This window comes from Cloacibacillus sp., assembly GCA_036655895.1.
GTDB lineage: Bacteria > Synergistota > Synergistia > Synergistales > Synergistaceae > JAVVPF01.
In genome coordinates, this window is the sequence record JAVVPF010000046.1 from 1 (window position 1) to 12042 (window position 12042).

The 12042-nt window shown below is 52.1% G+C and carries 9 protein-coding genes; 6 read left to right on the forward strand and 3 right to left on the reverse strand.

Annotated elements, in window-relative coordinates; genetic code table 11:
• On the reverse strand, nucleotides 1-2355 hold a 2355-nt coding region (locus RRY12_11585; protein MEG2185313.1), incomplete at its 3' end, for an MG2 domain-containing protein.
• A gap of 211 nt (nucleotides 2356-2566) precedes the next feature.
• Here RRY12_11585 and RRY12_11590 point away from each other — a divergent pair.
• On the forward strand, nucleotides 2567-3775 hold the full coding sequence (locus tag RRY12_11590) for a DUF401 family protein (GenBank protein ID MEG2185314.1): 1209 nt from the start codon (nucleotides 2567-2569) through the stop codon (nucleotides 3773-3775).
• 76 nt (nucleotides 3776-3851) lie between these two features.
• On the opposite strand, the gene RRY12_11595 is transcribed toward RRY12_11590, so the two are convergent.
• Nucleotides 3852-4373: a PepSY domain-containing protein gene (locus RRY12_11595; GenBank protein ID MEG2185315.1), complete on the reverse strand. Its 522-nt coding sequence runs from the start codon at nucleotides 4371-4373 to the stop codon at nucleotides 3852-3854.
• A 217-nt stretch (nucleotides 4374-4590) separates the two neighbouring features.
• Between RRY12_11595 and RRY12_11600 the strand changes: the two genes are divergently transcribed.
• The 3 genes from RRY12_11600 (at nucleotide 4591) to RRY12_11610 (ending at nucleotide 8767) form a co-directional block, all read left to right on the forward strand.
• A complete protein-coding gene (locus RRY12_11600) occupies nucleotides 4591-6012 on the forward strand; it encodes an ATP-binding protein (protein MEG2185316.1) in 1422 nt (473 codons plus the stop codon).
• 108 nt (nucleotides 6013-6120) lie between these two features.
• On the forward strand, nucleotides 6121-7584 hold the full coding sequence (locus RRY12_11605) for a potassium/proton antiporter (protein MEG2185317.1): 1464 nt from the start codon (nucleotides 6121-6123) through the stop codon (nucleotides 7582-7584).
• 52 nt (nucleotides 7585-7636) lie between these two features.
• Complete coding sequence (locus tag RRY12_11610) at nucleotides 7637-8767, forward strand: metallophosphoesterase (protein MEG2185318.1); 1131 nt, start codon at nucleotides 7637-7639, stop codon at nucleotides 8765-8767.
• A 91-nt stretch (nucleotides 8768-8858) separates the two neighbouring features.
• Here the strand turns inward: RRY12_11610 and RRY12_11615 are convergent, their stop codons facing one another.
• On the reverse strand, nucleotides 8859-9692 hold the full coding sequence (locus RRY12_11615; protein ID MEG2185319.1) for a prepilin-type N-terminal cleavage/methylation domain-containing protein: 834 nt from the start codon (nucleotides 9690-9692) through the stop codon (nucleotides 8859-8861).
• 472 nt (nucleotides 9693-10164) lie between these two features.
• On the opposite strand from RRY12_11615, the gene RRY12_11620 reads away from it, so the two are divergent.
• The gene (locus tag RRY12_11620) at nucleotides 10165-11316 is read left to right on the forward strand and encodes an ABC transporter substrate-binding protein (protein ID MEG2185320.1); all 1152 of its coding nucleotides are present in this window, start codon (nucleotides 10165-10167) and stop codon (nucleotides 11314-11316) included.
• Between the two features lie 319 nt (nucleotides 11317-11635).
• Nucleotides 11636-12042: helix-turn-helix domain-containing protein (locus RRY12_11625; GenBank protein ID MEG2185321.1), on the forward strand; the 407-nt coding region annotated here is incomplete at its 3' end.

The window sequence follows — 12042 nt, forward strand, 5'->3', positions numbered from 1 at the left end:
CATCACCGCCGAAGGATACCACGGTATCGTAAGCGTCTTGTAGGTCCAGCGGCCTCCGTCGTCCATGACGCCGGCGCGCACCGAAAGGTCGAGCATCGATGGCGCGCTCCAGCTTACGCCGGAAAGCGCAGTTTTTGCTGCGCCCGCACCGTTTAGCGTGCCAGAGGCGAGAAAAGAGTTCTCTGGGACGAACTTCTTTTCTTCGTCACGGAACGAGAAACTTTTCCAATTTTTATGAGCAAAGGTGCGGTCTATCGTGCGCAGCTCCGTCTCCCAGCGCATACCGGCTGCGGGGTTGCCAAAGGTGTAGCGCGCGGATACGGATATCTGCGCCCTGCCGTTGCCCGTGAGCGCCGCGGGTTTGGCCGCCGTCTCAACAAAAAGCCTGGGCGCGGCGAATTCTTCAATGTAAATGTCTTTGTATCCTATCGGCGAATCGTCGCCCGGCACGCAGAGCGCGACGTGCCACGGGCCGGTGGGGGCGTCTGCTGGGATATTCACCGAGGCGGCGAAGCTTCCCTCCTGCGAGAGCTTCGCGCTGTGGCTTTTCCACAGTTTGCCGCTTGGAGAATAGACCTTCATCGTGAGCGGGAAGGGGGCCGGAGCTTTGCCGTCTTTGCCGCGCACGACGGCGAAGAGAGGAACGCTCTCACCGGGCCGGAAGATGTCGCGCGGCGCGTAGCAGAAGGCGGAATAGCCGCGCAGCCAAGGCATGCCGGAGGTGTCGAAGTCGTCATTGCCGTTGTAAAGCCCGTTTTCCAACCGCACGTAGGAGACGTCTTTGTCCTTTTCGGCAAGCGCTATGACGGGCGCGCCCTTCTCCGCGGCATCTTTTAGCGTGATGTTCGCCATGCCGTTTTTATCCGTTCGCCCCTCGCCCACTATCTGATTAGACCATGACCACAGCGTCACCTTCGTTCCCGGGACGGCCTTTGCGGAGGAGACAGAAAGCACCCGCGCAAGCGCACTGTCCGCGCCGGCCTTTACCGTGAGGCCGAGGTCAGTGATGTTCACCGTCTGGCGCGCCTCGCTCCATTCATTTCCGCGTCCCTGAGCGACAATGAGAAATACGCCCTTTTTGCCGCCAAGCAGCGGTTTAAGGTCGAGCGCGCGGCGCGCCGTTTCATTGGGAGCGGCGCGGACGATGTAGTCCTTGTTTGCGATAAGGCGCGAAAGATCGGTGGGATAGCCGCCCCATTCATTGCGCATCGCATACGCGATGTTATTGTCGTAGAGCTGCCAGATTATTATATTCAGCTTGTCGTAATTTACGGCTTCAAGCGCCACTCGCAGAGAATCCGCTGGAGAAATGACGCGGCCGGGACGCGCGAATCGCACCGACGGAGCGATGTCGGGGAAGATAAAGGCGCGGCTCCATTCCTTTGCGAGGGTTTTTCCAGCGGCTGACGGCAGCCCTTTTTTTATAGTCACCTTCACCCTGTCCTGAGGCTTAAAAGCGCCGGCTATTGCAAATCCGCCGTCGACCGGCTCCACCGTGAAGGCCGAAGCGGGCGATATCTCGATGAACGAGGCGGCCTTTGAAAGCTCAACGGGCGCGGTCGTATCAATAATAATGCGGCCGCCGTCCATTCCAGATTCGGCGGAGCTGTCGCGCAGTTCCATAACAAGAGAACGGGCCAGCTTCACGCGCGCCTCCTTTTCGAGGCCGAGCGGCCCAGCCTCCGAGGGAAGCCCCGCCGCTATGCGCAGCTCCGTCTGCTTATTGGCAAGCGCTTCAAGCGTCAGGCTGATTTTTTTCGACGCAGGGCCTTGATTTATTGAGAAATTGAGCGGCTGGCCGCCTCCGTCGCGCACCTCTGCGTACCCGCGCAGACGCGCCGGCGAAACTGGAAGAGAAAATTCAAGCTCAAAGACGGTCCTGCCGCTCTGCGGGTCGAAATCCGTCTGCTTCGCACCGCGAAAGGCAAGCGCTGGAGTGCTGAAGGTGAATATTTGCGTGCCAAAGAGAGCCTCGCCCTCCCTATCGCGCAGCTCCGCGCGCGCAGAGGCGGTGTATCTCGTAGCGGGCGACAGCCGGCCGCCGCTTGGCGTAAAGACGAAGGTCGAAGCGTCCTCCCATCTGCCGGAGCCGGAGACCGCAGGGCTGAATACAAAAGGAAAAGCGGACGGCGCAAGCGCCGCGCCCACTGCGTCGTCCGAGACGGCGGCGTGGTTAAAAAGTACCTTTATCTCAGCCGCCCCCGTCACCACGCCCTGCGGTGAAAACGAACGCACAAGAAAATCCCGCTCCCTGCTTCCAAGCACAGGCGCTACAAAAACAGCAAGCGTCACCGCCGCGGCACAGGCCGCCGCGATACAGACCGAACGAAATTTGAGATACTTTTTATAGTCCATGCCCAAACCCTCCGTACAGATTTTATTTTATATATACAGCTTTACTTTATCATAAAATCATAGGGATATTATGGGGACTCTGTGCGTAAAATATGGTTTTCAAAAACGCGCGGCGCACAGCCGTAGATTGACAGCGCGAAGCCTTTCTCCTATGCTCTGTCGCGGAACCGTATCATGGATATGGTATTTTAAATGTCTGGGGGGATGATTCATGACGGCTCAGCTCGCATACCTTGGAATAGTTTTTTTCGTCATCGTCTTGCTGTTGGCCCTTCGCCGCCCCCTCTATCAGGCCATACTGGGCGGCCTTGCCGTCACGGTATTTCTCTACCATATCACGCCCGCCGCTATCATTTTGCGCACGATGAATGTATTTACGAACTGGGACCTCTTCTCAGTGCTCGTTTCGCTCTACCTGATAACATTCCTGCAAAGGATGCTTGAAGCGCGCGGACAAATCAAGCTTGCACAGCAGGACTTAAACGGGATATTTCACAACCGCCGCGTCAACGCCGCCGGCGCGCCGCTCTTCATAGGGCTGCTGCCATCCGCCGCGGCTATGATACTGTGCGGCGACATCGTCAAAGATTCTACGCAGGGGTATCTTGACCGTAAAGAGCAGGCCTTTGTAGCGAGCTGGTTCCGGCATATCCCGGAAAGCACGCTCCCCACCTACTCCGGCGTGCTCTTGATGTCGACGCTCTCCGGCGTGCCGCTGCCTAAATTCATGCTCGGCATGATAGTGCCGCTTGTCGTCCTCGTGCTGCTTGGATACTATCCATACATCGGCAGACTGCCAAAAGAAACGGGCGGCAGGCAAAGCGGCGGCCCTCTGCGCGAGACTCTTGCTCTGCTTCGGCATCTATGGTCGCTGCTCTTGATCCTGGCGTTGATATTGGTCGGCAAGTTTTCCGTCGTTCCAGCGGTGCTCGTCGTCCTTGTCGCGGCCGCGTTCGTCTATCGCTTCACAGCGGGGGATCTGCTCTCAATGGCGCGCCGTTCTTTTGAAATGAAGCTGCTTTTGAACACCTTTCTCGTGCTTGTGCTGAAAGAATTTATCGACCACACTGGCGTGCTGCAGGCGCTGCCCGAGACGCTTTCAACACTTCCGCTACAGCCCGCCCTCATCTTCGCGCTCATATTCTTCCTTGGAGGCATCATCAGCGGCAGCAACGGCATCATCGCGCTTGGCACGCCGCTTGCCTTCGCCGCCATCGACGGAGGCGTGCCGCTCATGGTGCTGCTCATGTGCATGTGCCATTCGGCGAGCCTCATCTCTCCCACGCACGTCTGTCTAGTCGTGGCGGCGGACTACTTCCACATAACGCTGGGCGAACTGGTGCGAAAAACGATCGTGCCATCGCTGCTCTTCTGCCTCTCCATGATCGCCTACTACCAACTGCTTATCCTCTTTTCATAAAAAAGGGCGGACGCAAAAGCGCCCGCCTGTATTTTTCCGCCGTAAAAAGGGCTGACCTCGTCAGCCTGCGAATTTTTTAATCGTCGAGTTCCCACTTGATGACTTCGCCGCTTTTTGCGTCGATTTCAAAGTCGTATTTTTTCATATTGTGGACGATCTCGCCCTCGTAGACCTGTATGCCGTTCTCATGGTCGAGATGAAATTTTGTTATCTCCTTCTCGGTTGCGCCAGGCACCCTTGAAAGCGCGATCTTCTTCGCCTTAGCGTCGCCGATCAGACCGGGCTGCGCCGCGTTCTGCGCGGGAGCCGCCTTTGCTTCACGCGAGAAGGAACGCACCGCGCCGGTCGTCGCGTCTATCTCATAGTCGTATTCCGCGCCGCCCGCGTAAAACTCCAGCTCATATTCCGAGTGTCCCAACTCCCTGTCGAGCTTCATCTTTGTGAACTGAGCCTGCTGCGCGGTGACTCCCGCGTGCTTCAGCGCGATCTCCTTCGCCTTTGCCTCGCCGATAAAGCTGGCCGCGTCCGCACAGACAGCGCCTATCCCAAGCGTCGCCGCAAAAGCAGCTGCCGCGATGATGCCTATAAACTTTTTCACGGTAATTCCTCCTTGATTTTTTGTAACGCCTCACATAAGGCTAGTATAAAAGAAACGCCAAGAAAAAACATTAAAAATTACCGATTTTTACAACCGTACCACAGTTAATTCCATCTGCCCGCATGAAGGTGCGAGCAATAGGGCTGCGAAAGAGAGGGCAAGAATATTGTCTTTGCTTTAAAGTTCTTAGTATAATCACCATGTGAGGTGAATTAGGATGATGCTTGAAGAAATTTTACATGGTGAATCAAAAAACATAGAATTTAAATCCGTGCTCCCACAAAAAAGTGAACGGTACGTGAAATCTATCATTGCCTTTGCCAACACCAGCGGAGGAAAACTTATTATTGGCATTGACGACGAGACAAGGGACGTAATCGGAGTTGATAAAGAATCCGTTTTTGAGATTATGGACAGCATCGCTAACGTTGTCTCGGATTGTTGCGAGCCACAAATTGTACCAGACATCACGTTTCAGACTATAGATGGAAAAAGCATCGTTGTAGTGGATATTTCTCCCGGCGCGAACCGTCCCTACTATTTGAAAAGTTCTGGGAAAGAGCGGGGAACTTATATTCGCCTTGGGAGTACCTCTCGGTTGGCTGAGGCTGTAAAAATCAAAGAATTAGAGATAGAAGGCGCAAAATGTTCTTGGGACGAACAGATTTGTGTCGGGTATACAGTTACACATGAAGCGGTGGAAGGATTGTGCAAAGACATCAAAGAACACATGCTCAATGCCGTTTCTTCCGAAGAAGAAAAAAGGATTATACCAGACGTAACAAAAGAGCAACTGTTAAACTGGAAAATCCTGAAGAAAACTGAAACTGAACTTCTTGCCACTAATGCTTTTGTATTGTTGACGAGCAATTACTTTAGGTTTGCCAAGGTGCAGTGCGCGTTGTTTAAAGGAACCGACAGGGATGTTTTTATTGATAAAAAAGAATGTTCAGGTCCTTTATATGAACAAATTGAGCTGGCCTATCAGTTTGTACTGCGTCATATCAATAGAGGATCAGAGATTGAAGGGTTAATCAGAAAAGACCGATATGAACTTCCTGTCGCAGCCATTAGAGAAATGATAGTCAACGCCCAGTGCCACCGCAATTTTATGGATGACTCCTGTGTTCAGGTGGCACTCTATGACGATCGTTTAGAGATTACCTCTCCAGGAATGCTCTATGGGGGGTTAACCTTAGAGGTGGCAATGAGCGGCCGCTCAAAAATCAGAAACCGTGCGGTAGCGGAAATATTCAGCCGGATGGAACTAATAGAGGCATGGGGCACAGGAATTCAAAGGATTTTGAAACGTGCGGAAGAGTACGGACTGCCTAGGCCGGAATTTTTAGAGATAGGAGATACCTTTCGCGCCGTTCTTTATAGGAAAAATTATAAAAAACCGATAGAGAGGGCCGATAAGAAGCCGATAAAAAAGGCCGATAAGAAGCCGATAAAACAGGAGCGGCAGGATTTAGTACTTGCGTACGTAAAGAACAATGGCCGCATCTCAAACAAGGAAGCGAGAGAAATTTTGCCCCTTGCAGAATCGACCACAAAACGTATTCTGAGACAGATGGTCGAAGAGGGGTTGCTCGAGGAACAGGGAGATAAAAAATCCAGAGTGTATATGTTGGATTAACGTCAAGGCGCTCCCTTTCATGTAATAATCACAAATAACAATAATAATAGCAATAGCTATATGTTTGTGTTAAATTTATACAAAACAACGGGAGGGCGGGTGTCGCTTATGGTTACGGCGGACAATATGATCCTCTTCGTATCGGCTATCCTTCTTTTTTGCATCATTTTCAGCCGATTTCTTACAAAGATCGGGATACCGGTCCTTGTTTTCTTTATATTTGCGGGCATGTTCCTGGGGTCGGACGGCGTTGGCGGAGTTTATTTCGACGGCGCGAAGCTCGCGGCGAATATCGGAAACATCGCCATCTGCTACATTTTGTTTGCGGGCGGCATGGCGACAAGGTGGGGTTCCATAAAGGATGTGCTTGTGCCGGGCACGCTGCTTGCCACCGCGGGCGTCGTCATAACCGCGGTGCTGGTAGGTGTGGCGGCACATTTTCTAGTGGGCTTTACGCTCCTTGAGGGGCTTTTGCTCGGCTCCGTGGTCTCTTGTACGGATGCAGCTTCCGTCTTTTCTATTTTGCGCTCAAACGGGCTCAATTTAAAGGGGAACTTGGCTCCGCTGCTTGAACTTGAAAGCAGCGCGAACGACCCCGCGGCCTATATGATGACGATAGCGACGCTTGCGCTTCTGTTGTCTCCAGAAAAAGGCTTTTTCTCCCTTGCGAAGATGCTTTTGCTGCAAGGGGCGGTCGGGCTTGCCGCGGGGTATGTTTTGGGGCGAGCGGGCGCGGAAATAATGAGCCGGGTGCGCCTTGGCAGCGACGGGCTTTATCCCGTGGTCGCGGTCGTCATCGCCGCCTTCATTTATTCTGCGGTGCAGATAATGCACGGCAACGGGTTTCTTGGGATATACACGGCTGGCATCGTCATGGGCAACAGCGCCATGTATCAAAAAAAGGCGACGGTACGTTTCTTTGACGGGTTTTCGTGGCTCATGCAGATAACGGTCTTTTTGACGCTGGGGCTCTTAGTCTTCCCCTCTCAACTGCCTCCGGTGATGATACCCGGCCTTATGATATCGGCCGTGCTGATGTTTGTCGTGCGCCCGCTTGCCGTCTTTCCGCTGCTTTACTTCTTCGACTACTCGTTTAAAGGAAAGCTGCTCGTTTCGTGGGTCGGCTTTCGCGGCGCCTCTTCGATAGTCTTTGCCGTTTATGCGTTGACGGAGGGGGTGCCCGCTGGCTCTGCCATCTTCAATTTAGTCTTCTTCATCTCGCTCACCTCCGTCATTATTCAGGGTTCCATGCTGCGGCCCATTGCAAGGATGCTGGGGCAGCTTGACGACGAAGACAAAAGCCTGGTGGCGCGCACCTTCACCGACTACGCGGACGAAATAAGCGGCGCTCTGTACGAACTGCGCGTTCTGCCTGGCTGCGCGGCGGTCGGACAGATGGTTAAAGACCTTAAATTCCCGTCTGGCACAAGGATATTGATAATCCAAAGAGAGTGCTGCGGAAGCGTCACGCCGAGCGGCAACACGACGCTTGCGCCAAACGACGTTCTGATGGTGACGGCGGACGCCCCGGAGCTTTTGCTGCCGGTAAAGGCGCGGCTGGGGCTGGGATGATCTTACGGAATTGCGAAGTCTATAAAATGATTTACTACGAAAGAGGGCGCTGATGCCGTTTGCCCTTTTGCTTGCAGCGGGGGCGCTGTCGGCTTACGAATTTTTGAGCCTTCTTGCGCCGCTTGCCATTCCCCGCGGCGTTAAACTGGCGGGGCTTGCGCTCTTGCTTCTTGTTTCGTTACGCGGCCTCATATTGCAGAAACTAGGCGGGGGCATGTTTTTCTCGCCCGAGCTGCCGCAGTCGGTGCTTGTGTTTTCCTCGTGGCTCTATAGTACCTTTTTCCTGCTTTTTTTCGTGCTTGCGGCAAAGGATCTGATTTGGCTTTCGTGGAAGCTGGCGCCTTTTGCGCGCGTCTTTCCGCGAGTGGCCGCGTCGGCTGTTGCGCTTGTTCTTGCCGTGACGCTTTCGCTTTACGGGACATGGAACGCGATGCGCGTGCCAGAGGTAAAGAGGCTCGAGGTGACGCTTGACCGCCTGCCGAAAGCGCTTGACGGAATGACGGTGGCGTTGCTTGCCGACCTTCACGTGAGCGCGATGAACAAGGCTCCGCTCATAGAGGCGATAGTTGAAAAGACAAACGCGCTCTCGCCGGATGTCGTCCTGCTCAACGGTGACATGATAGACGGAGCTGCGTCAAACAGAGAACGCGACGTCTACCCGTTACGGCGTCTGGTGGCGGTACACGGCGTCTACGCCGCGGCGGGAAACCATGAATATTACTCGGGCTACGGCGAGTGGGCGAAAAAATTTAAAGAACTTGGCATAACCATGCTCGACAACAGCCACCGCGTCATCACGGCAAACGGCGCGCAAATAATAATAGCGGGCGTAACAGACGAAGCTGCGGAAAAGTTCGGCGCGCAAGGCCCGGACGTAACGCTTGCGCTAAAGGAAGCGCCGCGCCGTGCGCCCGTCATTCTCATGGCCCACCGCCCGAGCGCCGCCGCCAAAAACGCGGCCGCAGGCGTGGACATGCAGCTCTCCGGCCACACTCACGGCGGCATGGTGCTCGGCTTTGATCGCTTTATCGCGCACTTCAACGGAGGTTTCGTCAGAGGATTGCATCAGGTAGGAGGCATGAAGCTCTACGTCAGCCCCGGGACGCTTTTATGGAACGGCTTCGCGCTGCGGCTGGGAGTGCCGTCCGAGATAACGCTTTTTGTGCTGCGGTCGAAAAATTAAATTTGGTTTGTATATAAAAGACCAAGCTAGCGCTCGTCAGCTGCACGGCGGCCGGCCTGGTCTTTTTATATAGTTTGCGGACGCGGCGCCGCTAGAAAGGTTTGAAGTCAGGAACTTCGGTGAACGAAACTGTTATCTCTTCCCCTTTGTTTCCGATCACGGGCTTGCCCGTGTCAATCGCGTTGTAGATGGTCTTAAAGTTGCCGATTGAGCTTGTCGCCAAGCTCGGTGAGCACTTGTACCACTTATCATTGCGATTGTCATATACATACTCGGCTACGAATTTGTAGTTTCCATTATCGTATGTTTTTTCACTGGCATACAGTAAAGCGTTGCCGTCCCATTTCACATCCGATTTCAGATACAACTCCTTCCCGCCGTAAGAGAAGGGAAGATTAAAAATTTCTGGAAAATCGTGCCGCAGTTTTTCCATTAGCTCTGAGCCGCTTGGATGCTTGTTGTTGCCAGCAAGCTGTCTGTATTTTTCTAAAACTTTCTCGTACAGAGTCTTAATGTCCAGTATTTCTTTTTCATCTCCGCCATGTCCCTCAATACTGCAAAAAACGTTCAGCTTGCCGTCGTCGTTGATGTTTATAAGGTAGATGCCGTTAGCGGGGCAGATGCCAGTGTATATCGCTTCGTCGGAGGCGACGTCCATATTATTGTGCGCCGCCTGTGCAAACTGCTCCATCGCGTTTTTAAGATTCTCGTTGAAATTTTTGCCGCTTCCCGCGCTTTCTACGGAGTAGGCGCTCTTTATCGTGCGGCGGTTTGCGGCGCAGACGGCGCGCTGGCTCGTATCAATAGTTGCTCCAGAACTGAGCATCACAAGCCCAGCCAGTATCCCGACCAGCACCAACACAATCAACACCTCTACAAGCGTAAAGGCCGGCTTTCTTTTGAAATCACCATTCATCAGCGTCATTAGCCCCCCTCTTTTCAACTGCGCCATACAATGTTTTCGGTTTCTATTTTACATATTATCTCATTATAGACAAGGCTACGAGTGTCCTGTGAAACCGTGCTTATTGCAGCCGATGAAAAGTTTGAAACTAGAATGATAAAACAGATGAAATTTTTTGATAAATTTTTGATAATGCTGCTCTTTAATAGAGCGCGTAAGTATTCAAGCACAGATATAGGACAAATGTCCCGAGTCTGAGAATATAAGAAGATGAGATAATGAGCAACTTGCCCAGTACAAATAATACCGCAGAAAAGGCCACTCATTCTCTGCCCATTTCCGAAAAATATCGGCTTCCATCAAAGATTAGAGCGCCGCGGCTCCTGACGCGGGCCAAGTAATAATAGATGATAGCGAGTATGTTTCTTGCAAATTACTAAGCGCGTACATCCTACCTTAGCATGTAGGAATAAAATAAACGGAGGTGTTTTTAGTGAAGAAATTAGTTTCATTTTTCATGGCGGCAATGCTGGCGGTTTGTGTGTGTGCGGTGGGGGCCAATGCGTCGATACCGAAGGGACCAATTAAAATTGGTGTGGTAATGCCGACTACGGGGCCCATAGCTTATGACGGACGCTTAACGCTGAATGGTATTGAGATGGCTGTTAAGGAAATCAACGGCGCAGGCGGCATCAAGGGGAATAAAGTTGAAATTATGATAGAGGACAGCGCAAATATTCCGGCTACGTCCGTAGCGGCTATGGAGAAACTTGTTGGAATGCAAAAGGTGGTCGGCGTGATAGGAGATTTTGGAAGCTCCTGCACCCTTGCAATGATGGATGTTGCGCAGCGTTCACAGACGCCGCTTATCACCCCGATCTCTCTCGCTCCTAAAATCACCGAAATGGGCAACAAATGGATGTTCCGCGGCTGTGACAACTCCGCTATGATAGCAAATGCCTTCACAAAATGGGCTGTGAAGGACAAGAAAATCACCAAATGGGCCTATATTGCAATCAACACCGACTACGGGCGCGGTTCTGTTGACGCCTTCAACGCGGAGCTCAAAAAATACGGAGGCAAAGCTGTATTTACCGAGTATTTCAACCAGGGAGAGACAGATTATTATCCAATAGTGACAAAGCTTAAAATGTCTGGGGCGGACGGTTTGTGCGTCTTTGGTGAGACGATAGACCTTTCGAGGCTTTTAGCTCAATTCAACGAAATGGGGCTTGGCGGCAAAATGCTTGTCATGGATGCTACCGGAGGCACGTTTAATGATAAATTCATTGAGCTTGCGCGTAACAATGCAAACGGGATTGTCGGCGCATGCCGTTTCGTTGCCGGAATACCGAATCCTGCGGCTAAAAAATTCTTGACCGCCTATAAGGCGCTCTATAAAGGCGAACCGGAAAAATATGCTCAGGCTGGCTATGACTGCGTAAAGATGTTGGCGCTGGCAATAGCAAAGGCCGACTCCACTGACAAAGCCAAGGTCCGCGACGCACTTGCGTCGATCAAGTACACAGGGCCGCAGGGCAAGGCCTATTTTGACGCTAAGAACCAGCTCCAGATAGACGAATACATAGCCGCGATAAAAGGCGGCAAAATCGTCGTGGTTGCTGGCCCTATTTCGGGCAAATAGCCGATTTGTTTTTTAAGACGGAGGAGGTTTTCTCCTCCGTCTTACATCCAGCAGGCTTGTGCGACATCTGTTAAAGACAATATCTGCTTGTTTGAGACATTTTTGAACCGACGTCTGAGTTTTCATTTATATAACACGAATATCGGCCTTGCTGACGGCAGAAGGCGATCTCATATCAGATAAATTAACTAAATTAACCAATTTTTGACCCAATTATTCTTGTCGTTGACATATAAGTATATCCTGCATATAATTTAGGACAGATGTCCCAGATTTGAAAAAATAAGAAGATGATACTATGGGTAATTCGTTAAGAGTTATGAGTATTATAGAAAATATGCTTAAAAGTGAAGAGACGCTGGACATTAGAGAACTGGCCTTTCGTACCTCTATCCCTAAAAGCTCGGTACAGAGGATATTAGATTCTCTCGCCTCTGACGGCTGGGTTACCCAGGATCATACGTCCCAAAATTACAGGATCTCTTTTAAACTTCTAAACCTGGTCAATACGTGGCATTTGAAACAGGAACTTACGCGTTGCGCCCATGTAGAAATGAACATTCTTTGCGAGAAGAGCCAACAGACTATTTTGCTGCTGGTGCTGGATGGATTTCGCGGCATTTGTCAGGACAAAGTGGAGCCGGAGCGCACCATCAAGCTGGTGGCGGAGACTGGCAAGGCGTTTCCGCTGCACGCCGCCGCCTGCGGCAAGATCCTGCTTGCCTA

Bases quoted from the DNA above. Each gene is read 5' to 3' on its own strand.
- RRY12_11600 (MEG2185316.1), top strand. From the start codon at position 4,591: ATGATGCTTGAAGAAATTTTACATGGTGAATCAAAAAACATAGAATTT.
- RRY12_11605 (MEG2185317.1), top strand. From the start codon at position 6,121: ATGGTTACGGCGGACAATATGATCCTCTTCGTATCGGCTATCCTTCTT.
- RRY12_11610 (MEG2185318.1), top strand. From the start codon at position 7,637: ATGCCGTTTGCCCTTTTGCTTGCAGCGGGGGCGCTGTCGGCTTACGAA.
- RRY12_11615 (MEG2185319.1), bottom strand. From the start codon at position 9,692: ATGACGCTGATGAATGGTGATTTCAAAAGAAAGCCGGCCTTTACGCTT.
- RRY12_11590 (MEG2185314.1), top strand. From the start codon at position 2,567: ATGACGGCTCAGCTCGCATACCTTGGAATAGTTTTTTTCGTCATCGTC.